21 protein-coding genes, 1 tRNA gene and 1 pseudogene are annotated in these 20,442 nt (G+C 67.7%); 8 read left to right on the top strand and 15 right to left on the bottom strand.

Annotated features, from left to right (window positions below; genetic code table 11):
• Positions 1–4 precede the first annotated feature (4 nt).
• The gene (locus MFF40_RS05195) at positions 5–310 is read left to right on the top strand and encodes a flagellar basal body-associated FliL family protein (RefSeq protein WP_147853120.1); all 306 of its coding nucleotides are present in this window, start codon (positions 5–7) and stop codon (positions 308–310) included.
• A 61-nt stretch (positions 311–371) separates the two neighbouring features.
• Here the strand turns inward: MFF40_RS05195 and MFF40_RS05200 are convergent, their stop codons facing one another.
• The 11 genes and pseudogenes from MFF40_RS05200 to MFF40_RS05250 form a co-directional block, all read right to left on the bottom strand.
• Entirely contained in the window at positions 372–1,253 is an 882-nt protein-coding gene (locus MFF40_RS05200) for a 3-hydroxybutyryl-CoA dehydrogenase (RefSeq protein WP_147853121.1), read from the bottom strand.
• 190 nt (positions 1,254–1,443) lie between these two features.
• Entirely contained in the window at positions 1,444–2,397 is a 954-nt protein-coding gene (locus MFF40_RS05205; protein ID WP_147853122.1) for an electron transfer flavoprotein subunit alpha/FixB family protein, read from the bottom strand.
• Positions 2,398–2,470: 73 nt separating this feature from the next.
• The gene (locus MFF40_RS05210) at positions 2,471–3,220 is read right to left on the bottom strand and encodes an electron transfer flavoprotein subunit beta/FixA family protein (protein ID WP_147853123.1); all 750 of its coding nucleotides are present in this window, start codon (positions 3,218–3,220) and stop codon (positions 2,471–2,473) included.
• Between the two features lie 196 nt (positions 3,221–3,416).
• Positions 3,417–3,989, bottom strand: coding sequence for a cob(I)yrinic acid a,c-diamide adenosyltransferase (locus tag MFF40_RS05215; protein WP_147853124.1), 573 nt, complete (start codon positions 3,987–3,989; stop codon positions 3,417–3,419).
• Between the two features lie 94 nt (positions 3,990–4,083).
• On the bottom strand, positions 4,084–4,710 hold the full coding sequence (locus MFF40_RS05220) for an acyloxyacyl hydrolase (protein ID WP_147853125.1): 627 nt from the start codon (positions 4,708–4,710) through the stop codon (positions 4,084–4,086).
• A 169-nt stretch (positions 4,711–4,879) separates the two neighbouring features.
• Positions 4,880–5,065 carry a twin transmembrane helix small protein gene (locus tag MFF40_RS05225; protein WP_147853126.1) on the bottom strand — a complete coding sequence of 62 codons (186 nt, stop codon included), beginning with the start codon at positions 5,063–5,065 and terminating at the stop codon, positions 4,880–4,882.
• Between the two features lie 157 nt (positions 5,066–5,222).
• Entirely contained in the window at positions 5,223–7,859 is a 2,637-nt protein-coding gene (locus MFF40_RS05230; protein WP_147853127.1) for a TIGR02302 family protein, read from the bottom strand.
• A 136-nt stretch (positions 7,860–7,995) separates the two neighbouring features.
• Positions 7,996–9,204, bottom strand: coding sequence for a polyhydroxyalkanoate depolymerase (locus tag MFF40_RS05235; protein ID WP_147853128.1), 1,209 nt, complete (start codon positions 9,202–9,204; stop codon positions 7,996–7,998).
• A gap of 265 nt (positions 9,205–9,469) precedes the next feature.
• Positions 9,470–10,142, bottom strand: a pseudogene (locus tag MFF40_RS05240) (phosphohexomutase domain-containing protein); the annotation flags it as partial.
• Positions 10,143–10,269: 127 nt separating this feature from the next.
• The gene (locus tag MFF40_RS05245; RefSeq protein WP_147853129.1) at positions 10,270–10,515 is read right to left on the bottom strand and encodes a hypothetical protein; all 246 of its coding nucleotides are present in this window, start codon (positions 10,513–10,515) and stop codon (positions 10,270–10,272) included.
• A gap of 162 nt (positions 10,516–10,677) precedes the next feature.
• Positions 10,678–10,887 carry a hypothetical protein gene (locus tag MFF40_RS05250; RefSeq protein WP_147853130.1) on the bottom strand — a complete coding sequence of 70 codons (210 nt, stop codon included), beginning with the start codon at positions 10,885–10,887 and terminating at the stop codon, positions 10,678–10,680.
• Between the two features lie 522 nt (positions 10,888–11,409).
• Between MFF40_RS05250 and MFF40_RS05255 the strand changes: the two genes are divergently transcribed.
• The 6 genes from MFF40_RS05255 (at position 11,410) to MFF40_RS05280 (ending at position 15,105) form a co-directional block, all read left to right on the top strand.
• Positions 11,410–12,063: a Maf-like protein gene (locus tag MFF40_RS05255; RefSeq protein ID WP_147853131.1), complete on the top strand. Its 654-nt coding sequence runs from the start codon at positions 11,410–11,412 to the stop codon at positions 12,061–12,063.
• Positions 12,060–12,248 carry a DNA gyrase inhibitor YacG gene (locus tag MFF40_RS05260; RefSeq protein ID WP_147853132.1) on the top strand — a complete coding sequence of 63 codons (189 nt, stop codon included), beginning with the start codon at positions 12,060–12,062 and terminating at the stop codon, positions 12,246–12,248. Before MFF40_RS05255 ends, MFF40_RS05260 begins: the two co-directional genes overlap by 4 nt.
• Before the next feature lie 105 nt (positions 12,249–12,353).
• A tRNA-Phe gene (locus MFF40_RS05265) sits at positions 12,354–12,429 on the top strand.
• Positions 12,430–12,893: 464 nt separating this feature from the next.
• The gene (locus MFF40_RS05270; RefSeq protein WP_147853133.1) at positions 12,894–13,943 is read left to right on the top strand and encodes a ketopantoate reductase family protein; all 1,050 of its coding nucleotides are present in this window, start codon (positions 12,894–12,896) and stop codon (positions 13,941–13,943) included.
• Positions 13,944–14,051: 108 nt separating this feature from the next.
• Positions 14,052–14,261, top strand: a complete 210-nt coding sequence (locus MFF40_RS05275; protein WP_147853134.1) for a hypothetical protein — start codon at positions 14,052–14,054, stop codon at positions 14,259–14,261.
• A gap of 226 nt (positions 14,262–14,487) precedes the next feature.
• Positions 14,488–15,105, top strand: coding sequence for a PAS domain-containing protein (locus MFF40_RS05280; protein WP_147853135.1), 618 nt, complete (start codon positions 14,488–14,490; stop codon positions 15,103–15,105).
• Between the two features lie 14 nt (positions 15,106–15,119).
• Here MFF40_RS05280 and MFF40_RS05285 read toward each other — a convergent pair whose 3' ends face one another.
• Positions 15,120–15,872: a Crp/Fnr family transcriptional regulator gene (locus MFF40_RS05285; RefSeq protein ID WP_238259850.1), complete on the bottom strand. Its 753-nt coding sequence runs from the start codon at positions 15,870–15,872 to the stop codon at positions 15,120–15,122.
• A 516-nt stretch (positions 15,873–16,388) separates the two neighbouring features.
• Between MFF40_RS05285 and MFF40_RS05290 the strand changes: the two genes are divergently transcribed.
• On the top strand, positions 16,389–17,396 hold the full coding sequence (locus MFF40_RS05290) for a phosphoribosylaminoimidazolesuccinocarboxamide synthase (protein ID WP_147853136.1): 1,008 nt from the start codon (positions 16,389–16,391) through the stop codon (positions 17,394–17,396).
• 21 nt (positions 17,397–17,417) lie between these two features.
• On the opposite strand, the gene MFF40_RS05295 is transcribed toward MFF40_RS05290, so the two are convergent.
• The 3 genes from MFF40_RS05295 to MFF40_RS05305 all read right to left on the bottom strand — a co-directional run bounded on the left by MFF40_RS05295 (position 17,418) and on the right by MFF40_RS05305 (position 20,386).
• Positions 17,418–17,699 carry a DUF2312 domain-containing protein gene (locus tag MFF40_RS05295; protein WP_058193308.1) on the bottom strand — a complete coding sequence of 94 codons (282 nt, stop codon included), beginning with the start codon at positions 17,697–17,699 and terminating at the stop codon, positions 17,418–17,420.
• Between the two features lie 55 nt (positions 17,700–17,754).
• Positions 17,755–18,927 carry an alpha/beta hydrolase gene (locus tag MFF40_RS05300; RefSeq protein ID WP_147896664.1) on the bottom strand — a complete coding sequence of 391 codons (1,173 nt, stop codon included), beginning with the start codon at positions 18,925–18,927 and terminating at the stop codon, positions 17,755–17,757.
• 94 nt (positions 18,928–19,021) lie between these two features.
• Complete coding sequence (locus MFF40_RS05305) at positions 19,022–20,386, bottom strand: MFS family transporter (protein ID WP_147853138.1); 1,365 nt, start codon at positions 20,384–20,386, stop codon at positions 19,022–19,024.
• Between the last annotated feature and the right edge of the window lie 56 nt (positions 20,387–20,442).

A 20,442-nucleotide genomic window follows, 5' to 3' on the forward strand; every position in this document is an offset into this window, starting at 1 on the left:
GAGAATGGTGGAGAAACTGAACCCGCAGGAGAGCCGGCAGGGCCAGCGCGGCAAGCCGGTTTTGTGGGTCCTGGTCGGCAGTCTCGTTCTGCTGGCGATCGCGACGGTCGGCCTGCTGACCTGGAACGGCGCCAACTCTCCGAAGGACTATGCCAGCCAGAGCCAGGATGCGTCGCGGCGCGAGGTAACCGGCTCGGTCAACGGTCAGTCCGGGAGCGCCGCACCGTCGAACAGCAGCGCGGTCCCGGGGGGCAACCCGTCCTACCCGCAGCCGGCTCAGCCGAACGCGAACGGCGGGACGGCGAAGTAAGTCTGGTGATTTGGGACGGCGCCCGGCGCCGTCCCATGAGCCGTTCGCTTCGACCCGGCGCTCAGCGCGTCGGGATCGGCGTCGGCCCGCGATAGTCGTAGAACCCGCGCTTGGCCTTGCGACCCAGCCAACCGGCCTCCACGTACTTCACCAGAAGCGGGCAGGGCCGGTACTTCGAATCAGCCAGGCCTTCATAGAGCACCTGCATCACGGACAGGCAGGTATCCAGCCCGATGAAGTCGGCCAGCTGCAACGGCCCCATCGGGTGGTTCGCCCCGAGCTTCATGGCGGTGTCGATCGACTCGACCGACCCCACGCCCTCGTAGAGCGTGTAGATCGCCTCGTTGATCATCGGCAGCAGGATGCGGTTGACGATGAAGGCCGGAAAATCCTCCGACATCGTCGAGATCTTGCCGAGCTTGGCGATGAACGCCTTGGCCGACTCGTAGGTGGAATCCTCCGTGGCGATGCCGCGGATCAGCTCAACGAGCTGCATCACCGGCACGGGATTCATGAAGTGGATGCCGATGAACCGCTCCGGCCGATCGGTCGCCGCGGCCAGCCGGGTGATCGAGATCGACGACGTATTGGTCGCCACAATCGCATCCGGGCGCAGGGACGCGCAGAGGGTCGAGAAGATCTCCCGCTTGGTCGCCTCGTTCTCCGTGGCCGCCTCGATCACGAGGTCGGCGGGGCCGAGGTCGGCGAAGCCGTGCGCCGGCTTGATGCGCGACCGGATCTCCCGGCTCTCAATCTCTTCGATCGTGCCCTTGGACACGAGCCGCGACAGACCCGCGTCGATCGACGACAGGCCGGTCTCGAGACGGTTCGGGTCGCGGTCGTTCAGCAGGACATCGAGGCCGGCGGCGGCGCAGACCTGCGCGATGCCGCTGCCCATCTGGCCCGCGCCGATGATGCCGACCCGCTTGATCTCCATGTCCATCTGTCGACCTGTGCCCCCATACGGCCGTTGCTGCGCGACTGCCCGAGGGGGTGGACTGCGCCAACGCCGCGGCCCGCGCGAAGACGGGCCGTCCCTGACTTCTAGACCATTCTTGTTCGCAGAAGGAACCCGCCCGCAGGCGCGTTGCGACAATGCTCGCCCGGTGAACCAGGCCGGGCGAGCACGACCGTTACTGACCCTTTGCCTTGCCGATCTCCGCCTGGAAGTCCGGCACAACCTGGAATAGGTCACCGACCAACCCGTAATCCGCCACCTGGAAGATCGGCGCGTCCTCGTCCTTGTTGATCGCGACGATGACCTTCGAGTCCTTCATGCCGGCGAGGTGCTGGATCGCCCCGGAGATGCCGACCGCTACGTAGAGATCCGGCGCCACGACCTTGCCGGTCTGGCCGACCTGCCAATCGTTCGGCGCGTAGCCGGCATCCACCGCCGCGCGCGAGGCGCCGACCGCGGCGCCCAGGGCATCGGCCAGGGGCTCGATCAGCGCGTGGAACTTCTCCGACGATCCGAGCGAGCGGCCGCCCGACACGATGATCCGCGCCGAGGCCAGCTCCGGCCGATCCGACTTGGCGATTTCCTCGCCCTTGAAGGCGGACCCACCGGACTCGGGCGCCGCCGCGGAGACGGCCTCGACGGGGGCTGCCGCGCTGCCCTGCTCCGACGCCTTGAACGCTGCTGTACGCACCGTGATCACCGTCTTGCCGGCGGGGATCTGCACGGTCTGGATGGCGTTGCCGGCGTAGATCGGACGCTCGAACGTGTCGGGCGAGATCACCTTGATGATGTCCGAGACCTGGGCGACATCGAGCAGGGCGGCCACCCGCGGCAGGATGTTCTTGCCCGTCGTCGAGGCCGACGCGATGATGATGTCGTAGGGCCCGGCGATCGACGCGATCAGCGCGCCGACCGGCTCGGCGAGGTCGTGGTCGTAGACGCCGTCCTCGGCGTTCAGCACCTTCTCGACGCCGTCGAGCTTGGCCGCCGCCTCGGCGACCGCCTTCGAGCCGGCGCCGAGCACGAGGGCGTGGACCGGCGCGCCGATATCCTTGGCGGCGGTCAGCGCTTTCAGGGTGCCGTCCTTGATCTGGCCGTTGCCGTGTTCGACGAAAAGGAGTGTCGTCATGTGCGTGTGAACCTCGGTTGCGGCTGGCCGCGCTCGACCGCCTCGACGGGAACGCGGCTCAGCTCGGAAAAAATCAGATCACGCCGGCTTCGACCTTGAGCTTCTGTACGAGTTCCGCGGCCGACCCGACCTTGACGCCGGCGGAGCGTCCCGGCGGCTCGGCGGTCTTGAGCACCTTGAGCCGCGGGGTCACGTCGACTCCGAGCGCTTCGGGGCTCAGCTCCTCGAGCGGCTTCTTCTTGGCCTTCATAATGTTCGGCAGCGAGGCGTAGCGCGGCTCGTTGAGGCGCAGATCGGTGGTGACGATCGCCGGGAGCTTGAGCGTTACGGTCTGCAAGCCGCCATCGACCTCCCGGGTCACGTCGAGGCTGCCTTCGGAAGCCTCGATCTTGTACGCGAAGGTGCCCTGCGGCCAGCCGAGCAATGCACCCAGCATCTGGCCGGTCTGGTTCGAATCGTCGTCGATCGCCTGCTTGCCCAGGATCACCAGCTGCGGCGTCTCCTTCTCGACCACGGCCTTCAGGAGCTTGGCCACCGCCAGCGGCTCGCAAGTGACGTCGGTCTTGACCAGGATGGCCCGGTCGGCGCCCATCGCGAGGGCGGTACGCAGCGTCTCCTGCGCCTGCTGCGGGCCGATCGACACGGCAACGATCTCGGTGACGGTGCCCTTTTCCTTCAGGCGGATCGCCTCTTCGACGGCGATCTCGTCGAAGGGGTTCATCGACATCTTGACGTTGGCGAGTTCGACCCCGGAGCCATCGGCTTTCACGCGGATCTTGACGTTGTAGTCCACCACCCTCTTGACGGGCACCAGCACCTTCATGGCGGTCTCGATCCTTCCCCGTGGATTCTTGTTGCCGGACCCGCCAGGCCTTCGAACGTTCGACGCGTGGGGACGGCGGGTCCGCGAAGCGGGCGGACCGTAACGGCCACATTTCCGCCTTGTCAACGCGGGGCGGGTAATGGTGCTGCCGGGCCGGACTGGTCTTCGACGCAGCGATGCCCCGTTCCGATTCGCCTCAGCGGTTGGCGCCCGGCACCCAGAGCACGTCGTCGGCCCCATCGGCGTTGGCGGTGCGGCTCGCCACGAACAGGAAGTCCGAGAGGCGATTGAGGTACTGGATCGCCTGGGGCGAGACGATCTCGTCGTCGCGGTCGGCTAGGCTCACCGCCAGGCGCTCGGCACGCCGGCACACGGTGCGCGCGAGGTGAAGCGCCGCCGAGGCCGGTGATCCGCCGGGGAGCACGAAGGATTTCAGCGGCGGGATCGACGCGTTGAGGGCGTCGATGTCGCGCTCCAGCCGCTCGACCTGGCTGGCGACGATGCGCAGCGGCTCGTAGGGCAGCGGCTCCGGGCTCGGCGGGGTCGCGAGGTCGGCGCCCAGATCGAACAGGTCGTTCTGGATCGCCCCGAGCATCCCGTCGAGGGCGCCTTCCGTGTGCAGGCGGACCATCCCGATGCAGGCATTGGTCTCGTCGACCGTGCCGTAGGTCTCGACCCGGAGGTCCGCCTTGGACCGGCGCTGCCCGTCCGCCAGGGCGGTCGTGCCCTTGTCGCCGGTGCGTGTGTAGATCCGGTTGAGCTTGACCACGGGACCTGCGCCTCACAACGGCTGGCGAAGCCCGGCGGGCTCGCGACCCGTAGGGCCTAGAGCCCTTCCGTCGGCCGCGCAATCGGCCCGGTGATCAGAACGTGTAGCCGATCTTGCCGCCGAAATTGGTCAGGCCCCGGTTGTTCGCACAGAGGCCGGCATTCGACATGTGCTCGACCGTTGCCATGACGCTCCAATGCTCGGTCAGGCGATAGCCGAGCGCCGCCGCCTCGCGGAACATCGGTGAGCAGCCCAACGTGTTGAAGCCGTAGGGCGTCAGCGCCTTCGGCCCGGTATAGCCGTTATGGGCGACGCCGCCGAAGAAGCCGTCGAGGAACACGCGCCGACCCAGGGTCTCGGGGAAGATATCGACGGTCCAGGTCGCGCCGAGATACGCGTAGCTGGTCCGGCCACCGGTGTTGTAACTGCCGCCCACCGTCGGACGCGGTACGAAGGCCTGCCAGAACGGGTCGGCGCTGACCTGCGGCTTGGCGAACAGGATCTCGCCGTTGACGTTCGCCTTGCTGAAGCCCGGGAGCTTGCCCTCGGCGCTACCCGGATCCTGCACTGCACCGCCGATGCGCACCTCCGATACGATGCTCAGCGGCTGGGCCGGCGCCGCGTAAGCCGCAGGCAGGGCGGGAACGTCCGCCGCGGAGGCTGGCAGGATCGCCGCACCGATGATCAGGCTGACGACGCAGGTGCGGAGGGCGGCAATCATGGGGCTCGGCCGGTTGGGCAAGTCGGTCTGTCTCTACCGAGCGTAGCACGCCCCCTCAGGACGCCGGCGCCCAATTCATCCCGGTCCCCCGCGAAAGGCGCGCGGTGCGGCGACATGGACACAGTGAGGCGGCGTTTCGAAATGTGGCTGTCGGATCCGGAAGCCGCGTTCAGGCCGAGCGCCACCAGACCACGCCCATAATGACCACGATCGCCACGAACTGCAGCAGCACGCGCAGGCGCATCAGTCTTTGCGAGACGCTGGCGCTGCCACCCCGCATCATGTTGGCGAGGCCGAACAGCAGGACCACGGCGACTGCCGCACAGGCTACGAAGACAAGCAGATTGGAGGACATGGCAAGCGAAATCCGAACCCGACGGGCGCCGGGATCCGGCGCGCCGCCGCTTGACGAGAAGCATCCGGCACGCACGGCCGACGAGGAGCCGGTCTGGCGCACCGATCATGAGGCGACCGCGACGGCCGGCTAACCCAGGGGAAGCCGGCCCTCGCAGTCAATTGCGCCGGAGCAGGCGCTCGAAATAATCGAGCTCCTCCCGCGGCCGGGTGGGATCGCCGAGCTTACGCCGCAGCTCTTCCATGATGCGGCGCGCACGCTGGACGGCCGATTCGTCGGCGGTCGGCACCCGGACCCGGCCGTCGCTCATGTCCCGGCCCTTGGTCGGACGACCGAGGGGGTCGTCGTCGCGGGCGCCGGCCTGGCCCTGCTGACCGGGCTGTTGGCCGCCTTCCTGCTGACCCTCGCCCTGGCCCTCGGCCATCTCCTGCATCTGCTGCGCCATGCCTTCGGCGCCCTTCTTCAGGCCTTCGAGCGCGCGGCCCTGGGCATCCACCGCCTCGTCGGCATCGCCCTGCTTCAGGGCGTTCTCGGCCTCGCGCATGGCGTCCTCGGCGTCGGACAGGCCCTGCTCGCCGCGCATGCCGTTCTCCTTCATGCGCTGCTCGAGTTCCTCCAGGCGCTGCCGCAGGGACTGCTGCCGATCGCCGACATTGCCTTGCTCGCCTTGGCCCCGCTCGCCCTGGCCCTTTTGCTTCTGACCCGGTTTGCCTTGTCCCTGCTGACCCTGCTGCCCCGGGCTCTGCTTCCCCTGGCCCTGTTGCGGCTGCCCGCGGTTGCCCTGCTGCTGTTGCTGCCCGCGATTCGACGGACGCTGCTGGCCGTTGCCGGGCTCCTGCCCGTCCTTGAAGGTCTCGTCACGCAGGCCCTGCTGCTCGCGCGCCATCGCGTCGAGGTCGCGCATCTGTTTCTGCATCTCGCGGCTGGCCTGATCGGATTTGCCGCCCTTCTCCGCGGTCTGAAGATTCTCCAGGATGTTGCGCAACTGCTCCATCAAGCGTTGCGCCTCGGCGGTGTCGCCACGCTTCATCGCCTCGGCCATGTCCTGGATCATCTTGTCGAGATCCTCGGGCGTGACCGTCTTCGATTGCTGGTTGCTCTGACCCTTCTCGCCCGGATCGCGCGGCTGGCGGCCCTGCTTCTCCGCCATCTGCGAGAGGAACTTGTCGAGGGCCTGCTTGAGATCCTGCGTGAGGCGCTTGATCTCGTCGTCGGGGGCGTTGCGCTCGATCGCCTCCTTCAGCCGATCCTGGGCTTGCCGCAGCTGCTTCTCGGCATCCGACAGGTCGCCGTCCTCGATCTTCAACGCCATCTCCCACAGGAGATCGGCGACCTCGATTAGGTCGGCATCGGACTTCGCCCGGCGCAGGCGCTGCGTTGCGGTCCGAAGGCCGAGGAAGACCGGCGGCTGCGGCGTGAACATGTCGGGGGCGACCAGGAGCGCGTCGAGGGCACCCTGCACCCACAGGCGGTCCGTATCCGGCGCCGTGACGAGGCGGCGGCGATCCTCGGCGAGTGCCCGGGCCAGCGGATCCCGGAATTGCCGCGCCGGGAGCGTGATCTCGGCGGACGCCGTACGCCCCTCCTGGCCGGCCTCATCCTTGACGACGATCTGATAACGTACCCGGGCGCCCGACCACGGGCTGTCGGTGAGATCGACCAGGGTTTTTGTGTCGGTCTCGCCGGAGGCATCGGCCGGCAACGCAAGGTTGATCCGTGGGACCGGCGCCAGCGAGCGGCCGGCCTTCAGGGGCTCGATCACACCCTCCGCGGAGCTGATCCCGTAATCGTCCTTGGCACGGTAGGTGAGATTGAAGGTGCCGCGACCGTTCACTTCAGGGCCGCCGACGGCCGTCACCTCGGGCGGCCGGTCCGGGATTGCGTCCACGGTCAGCGTCTGTCGGCCGGCGGGCGTGACGATGACAAGTTCAGCCCCGCCGACGATGCGATAGCGCTCCTCGCGCAGGTCCGGCCGTTCCTCCTGGCCGGGGATCGGCTTGAGCCCGGCATTCGGCGTCAGCGTGGTGTTCGCCGCGGCCTTCCCCTGACCGGCGATGCGTACGATCAACTGCGCGTTGACCGGCGCCCGCAGGTGCTGGTCGCTGCCATCCATCGCGATCAGGAGCGGCGGAAGGCGGGTGTAGAGCGGCGGATCGATCCAGCCGTCGACCCGGAAATTCGGCCCCGGAGCCACCGGCTCGTGCCAGTCGAACGCGGCTCCGACGCGCGCCCACCATTCGGGGCCGGCCACGAACAAACTGGCCACCGCGGCCACCACGATCCCGGCCCGCAGGGCATAGGGATCGCGTCGCGTCATGCCGGGGCGCGGCAATCCGACCCGTAGGGCCGCGACCGCCTGTGCGGCCCGGCGCTGATGGAGCGCCCAAAGGGTCCGGCTGCCAGGATCCGCGGCGCCGACCGCCAGCGTATCCTGCGCCGCCGAGGCTGGTCCATGACGCAGGGCTGGATCGCGCGCGGCCGCCTCCCGGTCGAGCCGAGCCAGGGCGACCCGGCGATCGGGCCGCGCGAGATGCGCCAGCGGCAGCAGCGCGACGACCAGCATGACGGCCAGAATGGCGAGCCCGATCTGCCGCCAGAGCGGGCCGAGGTCGAGCCACAGGCCGGCCCAGGACAGAGCGAGGAACAACAGGCCGACGCCGAGGCCGCGCCACAGCACCGGCCAAGCCTGCTCCCAAAGGGATGCCGCCCGGGCCTGGGCGACGAGCCGGTCGAGCCGCGCGGCAGCCGCCTGTCCCGTCCCGGTGCTGCTGTCGAAGCCGTCCCTGTCGTTCACGCCGACCGTTCCGCCTCAATCTCGAGGATTTGCTGTAAGTGCCCGAGGAGATCCGGGCTCCGACAACGCGAGGCTAGCATGGTGGGCCGCGCTGGTCGGCGGGTCAAATCGGCGCGACCGCCGGTCTGTCAGCCGATCAGTTGTGCGCCTGGATGAAGTTGCGCACCTGCGGGTAGATCTGCGTCTCCCAGCGCTTGCCGGCGAAGACGCCGTAATGGCCTACGCCGGCCTGCAGGTGGTGCGTCCGCATGTAGGGGGCGAGCCCGGTACAGAGATCGTGCGCCGCCATGGTCTGGCCGGGGGCGCAGATGTCGTCCCGCTCGCCTTCGACGGTCATCAGCGCGGTGCGCTTGATCGAGCCCAGGTCGATCGGCTCGCCCCGGTAGCTCAGCTCGTTCTTGGCGAGCGTGTAGTCCTGGAACACGGTCTTGACCGTCTCCAGGTAGAACTCGGCCGCGAGGTCGAGGACGGCGAAATATTCGTCGTAGAAGGTTTCGATCGCCTCGGCTTTGTCATCCTCGCCGTTGGCCATGTGCCAGAACAAGTCGTTGTGGCCCTGCACGTGCCGCTTGGCGTTCATCGACATGAACGCCGAGACCTGCACGAAGCCCGGATAAACCTTCCGGCCGGCGCCCTTGTGACGCGACGGGACCGTGGCGATCAGGTTCTTCTCGAACCATGCGATCGGTTTCGAGGTCGCGAGCTCGTTCACCCCGGTCGGGTTGATCCGGCAATCCACCGGGCCGGCCATCAGCGTCATGCTGCGCGGGGCGGCCGCATCCTTCGCCTGCGCCATCGCGGCGGCGGCGACCAGCGCCTGCACGGTCGGCTGGCAGACCGCCACCACGTGCGATCCCTCGCCCATGACTTGGAGGAACTGGATCAGGTGCGCGACATACTCGTCGAAGCCGAACCGGCCAGCCGAGAGGGGGATGTCCCGGGCGTTGTGCCAGTCGGTGATGTAGACGTCGTGATCGGGCAGCATCACGCGCACGGTGGCGCGCAGCAGCGTCGCGAAGTGGCCCGACAGCGGCGCGACCAGCAGCACCTTGGGCTGCTCGGTGTGGATGTCCTTCTTGAAGTGCAGCAGCGTGCCGAACGGCGTGACCGTGACCGCTTCCTCGCTGACCGGCACGCTCCGGTTGCCGACCGTGACCGAGTCGATCCCGTAGGCGGGCCGCGCGAAGGTCAGGCCCGTCCGCATCATCATGCGCGCGTTGGCCGACATCCAACGGGCGGGCTCGCTCCAGCGGATCCAGGGCGACCAGGCATCGTTCAACATCCGTCCCCAGGCCCGCGTCTGGGCGGCGAGGTCGGTCTGCAGGTCGAACGCGTCGTACATCATCGGGCGGGCACTCGCGGGCGCCCGGCCCGACACGCGGGCGATCGGGACGGCAAACTCGGGCGGATGCCGGGATGAGGAATGCATCAGCATGGCCGGAGAGCATCTGCCCGCTGCACGGAGGCTGCAACCGCCCAGAGGGTGCATTCCAACAGGAAAGCGGAGGCCGTGGCTTTGATGTACCAGCTCTAAACTGGACACCCACCGCGCGGCCCGGCACCCGACCTGAAAAGCACCGCGCGGCGGATCAGGTCAGGTGCCGGCCGGATCAGATCGTCTGGTTGTAGGCGCCGACTTCGGTATTCTCCCGCAAGACCGCGTCGACGGCTTTGAACATGGCGTGCAGGCGCTCTTCGGAAGCCGAGCTCTCGATCACCACGACCAGCTCCGGCTTGTTGGACGAGGCGCGCACGAGGCCCCCAGGTGCCGTCCTCGGTGGTGATGCGCACGCCGTTGACGGTGACGAGATCGACGATCTTCGAGCCGGCGATCGGTTCGCCCGCGTCCTTCATGGCGCGGAAGCGCGCGGTGACGGTCTCTACCACCCCGTACTTCACATCGTCGGCACAATGGGACGACATGGTCGGCGAGCCTCAGGTCTTCGGCAACGCCCGGTAAAGGTTGGCCATCGACGTCCCGGGGTTGCGGTCGAGCATCTCCAGCACCGCCATGGCGGTGAGCAGGCCGTCGTCGTAGCCGCGCCCGATCGGCTCGTTGAAGAAGAAGTGGCCGGACTCCTCGAAGCCCGCAAGCGCCCCGAGCTCGTTCACCCGCCGCTTGATGTAGCTGTGGCCGGTCTTCCAGTCATCGGTCTTGATGGCCTGGGCCTGCAGTTGCGGGTCGGTGTGGTAGAGACCGGTTGATTTCACGTCGACCACGAAGGTCGAGCCGGGATGGAGCTTGCCGAGGTCGCGCGCCAGCATCACGCCGATCTTGGCAGCTGCTCGAAGGCGAAGGTATTCGGAACCAGGCCCGCTTCAGGCTTGGGAAACATCGCTCGGCCCCGCTCGACCTCAGATCTGCGGCGGGCCGAACGAAGCTTCCGGTCCGGGGAAAGGTCCGTCCGCCCTACGAGGCGCGGCGGACGACCCGGACGGGCTCGGCCTCGGTCCGGCGATGCTCGCAGGCGACCTTGAGGTAGCGGTCGCCGCCGCCGGGCAAGCCGGCCTGGGCCGCCATGGTCTGGGCGTGCATCAGGCACTCCATCGGCGAGTGCGCCGGCGCGATGATGATGTCGAGGGCGGTGTCGCGGGAGCAATCCTGCGCCAGCAGGGTGCCCGCACAGATGAGGGCGACGGACAACAGTTCGGACATGACGGACCTCGGCTTCGTGGATCGAAGGGTCCGCGGGGTGCTCTGGCGTCCGAGCCGCCGCGTTGTCGTTGCCTGGGTGTTTCCTCGCCTATACCGCCCGATTCTAAGCACGCGGCGTGCCAGCCGTATCGAATGCTCTCGAAGGACTGGATCTCGCCGGGTTCAATCCCGGGCCGAAAGCCACTGGGTTTCGGGTTCGGCTGCCGGCAGTAGCGCCGCGACGTCGTCCAGATCCACCACGTAATGGTCGGTCAGCACGCGCCACATCTCGGCCGAGGATCTGACCTGCGGCCTCAGCCCATCCAGCGTGTGGGCGAGCAGCGTCGCATTCACGAGCTTCGGGCGTGCCAGCAGCGGATCAGCGTTCAGCATCGGTGTCGACCCCGTTTCGGTGCGTGCACACTCCGCCGGGTTTGGTTAACGCGTGGTTACGCGATCACCGCAAACCTTCACTTTGTCTTGAGCCGGACGAACTATGCCTTGGCCGACCGGTGATATCTGGATGGCGCCAGACCTTCCACGACCCCCGGCCCGACGACTCTTGATTTCGGCGATCCACCGGCGGCCGGTTTTTCGCGGAGCGTGCATGACAATCGAGACGCTAGCGCCTCGGGCCGCCTCGGATATCCGGTGCGCGTCGAAGGCCCTGTCGTCGCGCGCGTTCTGATTGCTCCGGTTCACAAGCCCGACCCCATCCCTTATCAGGCGGGGGAGATCGAGACGGTCCCGGCGGAATGGGGACGCGCCACCCTTTCGCGCGATCATCCGCGCTGCGGCGCGGCCTCGACCTACCCGTACCGCTCTCGGACCATGCCTTTGTCGTGATGCGCCTGCCGCCGATCGGTCTTTCCGACGGCGGCGGATGCTCCAGGCCGAATATGCGAGCGGAACACCATGGACGCCATACCCGAAGCGATCGGTGCGACGCAGGGGCCGGCCACCCGGTTCGTGCTCGCCTCCGGATCGCCGCGCCGCCTGGCGCTGCTGCAGCAGATCGGCATCGAGCCGGATTCGCTCTTACCCGCGGACATCGACGAGACGCCGCGCAAGGCCGAGCCGCCGCGCGAACTGGCCCGACGCCTCGCACGCACCAAGCTCGCCGCCGCGGAAGCCGCCCTGCACCATCAGGACCATAAGATCCCGACCTGGCTGCTCGCGGCCGACACGGTCGTGGCGGTCGGGCGACGCGTCCTGCCGAAGGCCGAGGGGCCGGACGAGGCCGCCGATTGCCTGCGCCTTCTGTCCGGGCGTCCGCACCGGGTCTTCACGGCGATCTGCCTGCTGTCGCCGAACGGCCGCCGGGAGCGGATCGTCGAGACCCGCGTGCGCTTCAAGCGCCTCTCTGGCCGCGACATCCAGGGCTATCTCGCCTCCGGCGAGTGGCGCGGCAAGGCGGGCGGCTACGCGATCCAGGGCCTGGCCGGTGCCTTCGTGGTGAAGCTCGTCGGCTCTTACAGCGCCGTGGTCGGCCTGCCGCTCTACGAGACGATGAGCTTGCTCGATGGCGAGGGGTATCCGGTCCGCGCAGCCTGGGGGAGCCTCGCATGAGCGCGTGGCCGACGAACCCGGAGCGCTGCCCGATCTGCCGGCGCTCCTCCACCGAGCCGTTCCGGCCGTTCTGCTCGCAGCGCTGCGCCGATGTCGATCTCGGCCGCTGGCTCAACGAGCGCTACACGATCCCGGTGGAACTCGATCCCGATGCTCCGCCGCCGGAGCCCGATGACGAGGGCTGAAATTTTCCGGCGCCCAGGTCACACCGATGTCACGGCAAGGCTGGACAGGCCTCGAACTCCTCACTATACCCCGCGGCGTCCGAGACGCACAGCGGCCCGGACGACGCCCAGGTAGCTCAGTTGGTAGAGCATGCGACTGAAAATCGCAGTGTCGGTGGTTCGATCCCGCCCCTGGGCACCATCATCCCGCTAGGCGTGGGATGGTGCCGAAGTAATCACTCTCTCGCTCCAAGTCCTTCGCCAACCTCGCAAGACGTCGGGCCGCCGGACGCGTTTGGCGCTAGGCTCAACGTCTCCGGTGAAGCTTCACGGCTCCTGGATCGTCGTGACGCGTGTCGGCATGCATTAGCCGCCCGAGTAAGCGCTCGGGACCATCGACAACGCCGGATCGTCCGCCTTCGCGCTCTCGGCGATCATGGTGGGTTGCGATTCGATCCCGCATGGAAGCCGCGCGGGCGGTCACCCACCGAAAATGTTTCGTGCATCGCACCGAAAATTATTTGGTATACCAGTGCGGTGGCATCTCCCGGCAAGCTTCGCTACGCTGCTTTCAACATGGCTCGAGCCGACCCGTAGACCGCCTCAGCCCGTACGCCAGCGGGCCGGTCGCGCGATAAGACGAAGCCGAATGGTGGGAGTGGAAGCATGCCGCGCAACATCCTGATCCTGGGCGCCTCATACGGCTCCCTGCTGGGCACCAAGCTCCTGATGGCCGGTCACAACGTGACCCTGGTGTGCCGCCGCAAGACCGCCGACCTGATCAACCAGGAGGGGACGGAGGTCCGCATCAAGCTGCGCGACGAACCGAACCACCGCGCGATCCACTCGCGCGACCTGCCGGGCACCCTGGATGCCGCGCCGCCGGAGGACATCGATCCGTCGCGCTACGACCTCGTCGGTCTCGCCATGCAGGAGCCGCAGTACAACAACCACACGATCCGGGTGCTGATGATCAAGATCGCCGCGGCCCGGCTGCCGTGCCTGTCGATCATGAACATGCCGCCGCTGCCGTATCTCAAGCGGATCCCGGCCCTGGCGGCGATGGACCTCGACAACGCCTTCACCAATGCCGGCGTCTGGGATCGCTTCGAGCCGGGCCTCGTGTCCCTCTGCTCGCCCGACCCGCAGGCGTTCCGTCCGCCGGACGAGGGTGCGAACGTGCTCCATGTCGGCCTTCCCACCAACTTCAAGGCCGCGACCTTCGCCGACGAGACCCACAACCGGCTGCTGCGCGAGTTGGAGGCGGATATCGACGCCGTCCGCCTCGACGGCCACGACGTGCCGGTGAAGCTCAAGGTGTTCGACTCGCTGTTCGTCCCGCTGGCGAAATGGTCGATGCTGCTCACCGGCAATTACCGGTGCATCACCCCGAAGGAGCCGCAATCGATCCGCGACGCCGTGCACGGCGACCTCGCCAAATCCCGCGCCATCTACGAGCACGTCGATTCCATCGCGCGCAAGCTCGGTGCGGACCCGCAGGACCAGGTGCCGTTCGAGAAATACGCCAAGGCCGCCGAGAGCCTGCTCAAGCCGTCCTCCGCGGCGCGAGCCGTGGCGAACGGCACGCCGTTCATCGAGCGTGTCGACCTGCTGGTGAAGCTGATCTCGCACCAGCTGGGCATGCCCGATGCCGAGATCGACCGCACCGTCCAGATCGTGGACCGGAAGCTCGACGAGCGGGTGATCGAGGGCTGACCGGACGCGGCGGCAGTACGATCACTGGATGGTTTGCCGGATACGGTTGTGGCTGGCCCCGCGCTTAGGTAGATCCGCTCGCTCTGACGGGTGCGGCGAGGGGCATGCATGGGCGACGACGTGGCCGCTCTCCTCCTGGCGCTGGCCACCGAGAACGCCGAGCTGCGGGCGCAGCTCGCCGCCGCCCAGGACATGCTGATGGAGACGGCGATCGATGCGGGCCATCTGCATGCCCGGATCGAGGCGGTCCAGGACGAGCGCGATGCCTGGCGGGCCGAGGCCGAACGGCTGGCGCGGCGGAGCACCGGAACCGGTTGACGGAGGCCGAGCATCGCGGGCCGCAGGGCCATCCGTCGACGACCCGCCGGACGGTGACCCTTCGTCTCTGATACGAAAGGAAGGCCCTTTTATCGCGGAGGAACACGCGGTGTGTTCAAGCGGTTACAAACACGCAAAAGTTGAGCTTATGCGGATTCTTGCTCATTGAAGTTGCGGCCTGTTCCACTAAACCAGGTTAAATTCCGGTTCGGAACCAGATCCTGCGATGCCGAAATTCAAGCCGCTCGAATGCCAGACTTGCGCGACACCTTTCCGGGCGGCGCTCGACACGCTCGACGTGACCGGCAGCTGGTCCTGGGATGGTGCGTCGAACCGCGTCCGCGCGGACATGTTCGTGGCACTCCTATTCAATGTCGATCCCGAGGCGGCCGAATTGGGACTGCCGGCAGCGGCCTTTGCGGCCGGTATCCACCCGGAAGATCGGGACCGGGTGCTGGGACTCCTCCGTCGTCGCGTCCGCGACGGCGATCTCTACGTCATCGAATACCGGGTCCGTTCGGCGGACGGCGACACCCGGTGGGTGCTCGGCCGTGGCCGGTTCCTGGCCGATCATCGCGGAAGGCCTATCAGCGGCCGGGGGATCATCGTCGACATTACCGACGTGCGGAGCGGTGATCGTGCCACCGGGGCCCTCGGCGCGCATGATAACCATGAGGCGGAGACGCCATTGGAACGCGCGGCGGACTTCGCCATGGCGGCCCATCGCGCGATCTGCGAGTTGGAGGATCCGGCCCTGCGGGCGCGGGCCGACGCGCTCCTGCTCGATCTGGGCCGCAGGCTGGCCGAAAAGGAACGGCGTGCCCATCGTGCGCAGATGAACTGAGCCGCGCGGACGCGTCAGGCCGGGTCCGGATCGGTGATGTGCAGGTAGGTCGGGTCGAACTCCGCCGCCGCCCGCAACCCGTCCCAATCGTGAACCGTCAGGCGGCGGCTGCGCAGCGTGATCAATCCGGCGGCCTTCAGGTCGCGGATCGTGCGATTCACGTGGACCGGCGTGATCCCGAGGGCGTCCGCCAATTCCGGCTGCGTCATCGGCAGGTCGCACGTCAGATCGGGGGCGAGGCCCACGACGCCCAGACGTGTGATCAACTCGCAGAACAGGTGGGCCATGCGCGCGAAGGCCTCCCGTCGCCCGGTGTTGAGCATCCACTCGCGGACGAGCGCAGCGTCGATCAGTGTCGCCCGCCACAGCGCATCGCCGAGCCGCGGGAACGCGCGCAGCATAGCTCGAACCGCCTCGTGCTGGACGAAGCCGACCTTGCTCGGGCCGACGGTGGCGATGCTGATATCGAGGACCTTCAGGTGCAGGCTCTGCATGTCGGGGATGTCGCCCGCGACATGATAGGCCATCACCTGACGCTTGCCGCCCTGCGTGGACTTGTAGGTGCAGGCGATACCCTCGAGCAGGGCGAAGCAGCGCCCCGGCTGGTCACCCTCACGCACGATATCCTGATAGGCCTCGAACTGCACAACCTGCATGGGCAGGGCGTTCAGTGCGGCCCGCTCGTCATCCGTCAAGGTGAAGAGGGCGATGCTCTCGATGCGACGGATGAAGGGATGGCGATTGGTCTGGTCGAGAGCTCCCGTCATCATACCCCCACCGGCTGGCGAGCGTATCCAGTCTCGCAGCCCTCAGCGCTCGCGTTCGAGGGCTGATCCGGGGACGGCATAGCAGCAGCCTATGGCCTCGACCATAGGCGGATGACGGGTGTTCACCGGTGGACCGCCCCCCAAGGCGTCGAAATACATCGGTCGGTCGAGGCCCCGCGCAAGCCGCGCGGCCGCATACAGTGCGTGTTGGTGTAGACGGTAAGGGTGAAGCCCGAGACATCGCACGGCTAAGGATTCAGGATGCTGAACAGCGGTAGCGCAAGCGGGAAGCATCTCAGCCAGACCAGTGAGTCTCCTTCCGCGGCATCGCCAAGCCAGCAATAGCACCTCGCTGCCGAGGTCGCGCACTTCCTCGACACGGTACGGGCCGCCTGATCGGTCACCCGGCGGGCGGGCAGGCCCGGCGCAATGGGCCGTGGGGGCTGGAAATCTCGCGCCTCTCCGCGCACACACGCGATGCGGCGCGGTCGCCGTGCAGCCTGACGGAACGGTCCGATGAACACGGCAGATCTCGCCCCGCATGCCCACCAGGTCCTGCGCGAGGCGACGCTGTCCGAATTGCCGAACCATTACCGCGGCAAGGTCCGGGACAATTACGACCTGCCGGATGGGCGGCGCATCCTGATCACCTCGGATCGGATCAGCGCCTTCGACCGGGCACTCGCCGCGATCCCGTTCAAGGGCCAGGTGCTGACCCAGACCGCGCGCTACTGGTTCGAACGGACGGCCGACCTCTGTCCGAACCACGTCCTGGCCTACCCGGACCCGAACGTCGTGGTCGGCCGCCGCCTGGAGATCCTGCCCGTGGAGGTGGTGGTGCGCGGCTATCTCGCGGGCACCACCTCGACCTCGGTGCTCACGCGCTACCGGGCCGGCGAGCGGGAGATGTACGGGCATCGCTTTCCGGACGGCATGCGGCCGAACGAGCGCCTGGAGAAGCCCATCATCACCCCCACCACCAAGGCGTTCGATGGGGGGCACGACGAGCCGCTGACGGAAGCCGAGATCCTGGAGCGCAACCTGCTCACCCCGGAGCAATGGCGAACCGTCTCCGAGGCCGCCCTGGCGCTGTTCGCCCGCGGCCAGGAACTGGCGGCCGAGCGCGGGCTGATCCTGGCCGACACGAAATACGAGTTCGGAACCGATCCGGACGGGCGCATCGTGCTCGCCGACGAGATCCACACCCCGGACAGCAGCCGCTACTGGTTCGCGCAGAGCTACCCCGAGCGCTTCGAAGCCGGGACCGCCCCAGAGAGCTTCGACAAGGATTTCGTGCGCAACTGGGTCGTGGCCCGATGCGACCCGTATAAGGACCCGATCCCCGAGATCCCGGCCGAGATCGTGCTGGAAACCGCTGCGGTCTACATCCGGGCCTACGAGACGATCACCGGCGCACGCTTCACGCTCCCCGACCCGGGCGAGGTGCCGCTCGACCGTGTCCGGCGCAATATCGGCGACTATCTGGCGGCCGAGCCGATCGTCCGAGCGCGGGACGGCGCCTGAGCGCCGCCCCCTCCGGTCTCGTCAGGCGGCCGCCTTGATCGGGGCCGGGGCGGGTGCATCCATGGCGCGCAGGTAGACGTCGAGCAGCGTCTCGTGCTCGTCGCGCTCGTCCTTGTCCTGCTTGCGGATCTTCAGGATCTCCTTGAGGATCTTGACGTCCAGGCCCTCGCCCTTGGCCTCGGCGAAGACCTCCTTCTTCGCCTCCATCAGGTCCTTGATTTCCTCCTCCAGCCGTTCCACGCGCTCGATGATCGAGCGGATACGGTCGCCCGCGACGCCCACGGTGTCGGTCATGTCGGTCATGCAAAGCCTCGTCGTATGACGGGCCGTACCCTCGCGGCAGAGGGTAAGCAGGGGGTTAAGGCCGGGGATTGCCGGCGCCGATCCGGCCCTCGATCCACCCGACGATCGCGTCCGCCACCTGATCGCTGTTCGTTTCCAGCATCATCATGTGGCCGTTGCCGTGAATCCCGTGCTCGGCCAGCGCCAGCCGGTCCGGCTTGGCGCCGGCTTGGGTGAGGAAGGCCGCCGTGCAATCGTCCATGGTCGCCCGGAACGAGGCCTCCGCGGTCACGATCACGGCCGGCACCTTGGCGAGGTTCGGCAGGGCTCGGGCGGGCTCGGCCTGCAGCCAGCAGCGGATCTTGTCCGGCCCGGCCGCGCGCTCGGCCTGGACAACGGTCAGGTCCGTCGGGCTGCTCACCGGTGGTTCGAAATGCAGCGGCACGCGGGTGATGCCGTAGGGACGGGCCCGGGCGTCCCCGACCCGCTCGTACCAGTCGGTGCCGCCCTTGAACCGGACATCGAAGAAGGTCGGCCCGTTCGGCTCGACGGCCACATGCGCCTTGACGAGGTCGGGGCGCTGATCCGAGACCGCCCAGCCGAACACGCCGGCCTGCGAATGGGTCAGCACGATCGCCGGCCCGATCTTTTCCAGGAGCGCGATCAGCGCCGGATCGACCAGCTCCTCGCTCTTCAGGGCACTCGCGATGTAGGGCACCTGCGAGCGGTAGAACTGGTCGAAGGCGGCGTTGCCACGCAGGCCCGGCCCACCCGGCCATTGGGTATGCAGCTTCGCCTGCGGGTAGAGTTCCGAGCGTTCCTGGCCGGTGAACACGGTCTCCAGGTCCTCGGCGGGCAGACGCGCGTAGGGGCCGTACGTTTCCGCATCGCCGCCCGACCGGCCGCGCCCGACCTGATCGATCACGTAGACCGCGAAACCCTTGGCGGCGAAACGGTCGGCCCAGCCGGGTCGTCCATCGGGCGTGCCGAGGAAGTTGGTCCCGGTCTGCGCCGTGCCGTGAACCATCACCACCGGATAGGGCTGCGTGACCCGCTCCGGCGCGCGATACGCGACGAACATCTGCCCGTGGGCGGTGGTCCGGTTGTTCGCGATCTCGTAGCGGCCGCCGACGAAGAAGTAGCCGGCGGGTCGGGTCGGCTTGAACGGCCCGGCTTCCTCGGACCAGGCGCCGTGCGCGGCCCCGAGACAGAGCAGCGCCAGGGCGCCCGCAGTGACGATCTTGAGCATCGTGTCCTCCCGCCATCGTCTCGCTCGACCGGCGGGAGGCCGGCCGTCAAACGTATGGGCCAGCCGCCTCATCCGGGCAGCCGGCCCACCGGTTTCAGGCGTGGGCGAAGCGGCGCTTCTTGCCGAGCGCCTCTTCCACGGTGCCGGCACCGTCGAGATAGCCGTGCACCTTCGGGTTCGGCATGATCAGCGAACCGACGAACGCCACCGCCATCAGCACGGTGACGTACCAGAAGAACGTGCTCTCCATGCCGGCATCCTTGAACCACAGGGCGACGAACTCGGCGGTGCCGCCGAATAGGGCGTTGGCCAGCGCGTAGGAGAGGCCGACGCCCAGGGCGCGCACGTTGGTGGGGAACAGCTCGGCTTTCACGATGCCGCTGATGCCGGTGTAGAACGACACCACCGACAGGCCGAGGGTGATCAGGGCGAAGGCGAGGTAGGGGTCCTTGTTGGTCCCGAGCGCCGTCATCAGCGGCACCACCATCAGCGTGCCGAGGCCGCTGTAGAGCAGCATGTTCGCCTTGCGGCCGATCTTGTCGGACAGCGCGCCGAACAGCGGCTGGATCGCCATGTAGACGAACAGCACGCAGGTCATGACCTGCGACGCCGAGGTCTTGGGCATGCCGGCGGTGTTGACCAGGTACTTCTGCATGTAAGTGGTGAACGTGTAGAAGCTCAACGAACCGCCGGCCGTGTAGGCCAGGACGACGCAAAACGCCCGCCAGTGCTTGAACAGCTCGGCGAAGGTGCCCGCTGTCTCCTTGTCGCCGGCTTCCTTGGTCTCGGCGAGCGAGCGGCGGAGATAGAGCGCCACCACGGCCAACCCGGCGCCGATGAAGAACGGGATGCGCCAGCCCCAGGCGGTCAGCTCCGGGGCGGTCATCACCGTCTGGAGCAGCACCAGGACCAGCGAGGCGAGCAACTGGCCGCCGATCAGCGTGACGTACTGGAACGAGGCGAAGAACCCGCGCTGCCCCTTGATCGCCACCTCGCTCATGTAGGTCGCCGAGGTGCCGTACTCGCCGCCCACCGACAGGCCCTGGAGCATGCGCGCGAGCAGCAGAAGGACGGGGGCCAGCGTGCCGACATGCTCATAGGTCGGCAGGATGCCGATCAGCAGCGAGCCGAAGCACATCATCAGCACCGAAACGACCATCGAGGTCCGGCGTCCGACCCGGTCGGCGATGCGCCCGAACAGCCAGCCGCCAACGGGGCGCATGAAGAAGCCGACCGCGAAGATGCCTGCGGTCTGGAGGAGTTGGCTGGTCGAATCGCCCTTGGGGAAGAAGGCCGGCGCGAAGTAGAGCGCGAAGAACGCGTAGCAATAGAAGTCGTACCACTCGACGAGATTACCGGAGGACGAGCCGACGATCGCCCAGATCCGTCGCTTGCGGTCGGCCGCGTCGTCGGCGGCACTCGGTGCGATACCGATCGTATCGTCCCTCAGGGCGGACATGGCGTCTCCGTCTTGTGGTTCATCGGCCGGTAACAGCCGGCCTATTCTTCGATGGC

This window comes from Methylobacterium mesophilicum, assembly GCF_022179445.1.
In the GTDB taxonomy this organism is placed as follows: Bacteria; Pseudomonadota; Alphaproteobacteria; order Rhizobiales; family Beijerinckiaceae; genus Methylobacterium; species Methylobacterium mesophilicum.

Bases quoted from the DNA above. Each gene is read 5' to 3' on its own strand.
- MFF40_RS05255 (WP_147853131.1), top strand. From the start codon at position 11,410: ATGGACGCCATACCCGAAGCGATCGGTGCGACGCAGGGGCCGGCCACC.
- MFF40_RS05295 (WP_058193308.1), bottom strand. From the start codon at position 17,699: ATGACCGACATGACCGACACCGTGGGCGTCGCGGGCGACCGTATCCGC.
- MFF40_RS05210 (WP_147853123.1), bottom strand. From the start codon at position 3,220: ATGAAGGTGCTGGTGCCCGTCAAGAGGGTGGTGGACTACAACGTCAAG.
- MFF40_RS05245 (WP_147853129.1), bottom strand. From the start codon at position 10,515: ATGTCCGAACTGTTGTCCGTCGCCCTCATCTGTGCGGGCACCCTGCTG.
- MFF40_RS05270 (WP_147853133.1), top strand. From the start codon at position 12,894: ATGCCGCGCAACATCCTGATCCTGGGCGCCTCATACGGCTCCCTGCTG.
- MFF40_RS05280 (WP_147853135.1), top strand. From the start codon at position 14,488: ATGCCGAAATTCAAGCCGCTCGAATGCCAGACTTGCGCGACACCTTTC.
- MFF40_RS05260 (WP_147853132.1), top strand. From the start codon at position 12,060: ATGAGCGCGTGGCCGACGAACCCGGAGCGCTGCCCGATCTGCCGGCGC.
- MFF40_RS05220 (WP_147853125.1), bottom strand. From the start codon at position 4,710: ATGATTGCCGCCCTCCGCACCTGCGTCGTCAGCCTGATCATCGGTGCG.
- MFF40_RS05305 (WP_147853138.1), bottom strand. From the start codon at position 20,386: ATGTCCGCCCTGAGGGACGATACGATCGGTATCGCACCGAGTGCCGCC.
- MFF40_RS05195 (WP_147853120.1), top strand. From the start codon at position 5: ATGGTGGAGAAACTGAACCCGCAGGAGAGCCGGCAGGGCCAGCGCGGC.
- MFF40_RS05205 (WP_147853122.1), bottom strand. From the start codon at position 2,397: ATGACGACACTCCTTTTCGTCGAACACGGCAACGGCCAGATCAAGGAC.
- MFF40_RS05300 (WP_147896664.1), bottom strand. From the start codon at position 18,927: ATGCTCAAGATCGTCACTGCGGGCGCCCTGGCGCTGCTCTGTCTCGGG.
- MFF40_RS05235 (WP_147853128.1), bottom strand. From the start codon at position 9,204: ATGATGTACGACGCGTTCGACCTGCAGACCGACCTCGCCGCCCAGACG.
- MFF40_RS05290 (WP_147853136.1), top strand. From the start codon at position 16,389: ATGAACACGGCAGATCTCGCCCCGCATGCCCACCAGGTCCTGCGCGAG.
- MFF40_RS05225 (WP_147853126.1), bottom strand. From the start codon at position 5,065: ATGTCCTCCAATCTGCTTGTCTTCGTAGCCTGTGCGGCAGTCGCCGTG.
- MFF40_RS05275 (WP_147853134.1), top strand. From the start codon at position 14,052: ATGGGCGACGACGTGGCCGCTCTCCTCCTGGCGCTGGCCACCGAGAAC.
- MFF40_RS05250 (WP_147853130.1), bottom strand. From the start codon at position 10,887: ATGCTGAACGCTGATCCGCTGCTGGCACGCCCGAAGCTCGTGAATGCG.
- MFF40_RS05285 (WP_238259850.1), bottom strand. From the start codon at position 15,872: ATGACGGGAGCTCTCGACCAGACCAATCGCCATCCCTTCATCCGTCGC.
- MFF40_RS05200 (WP_147853121.1), bottom strand. From the start codon at position 1,253: ATGGACATGGAGATCAAGCGGGTCGGCATCATCGGCGCGGGCCAGATG.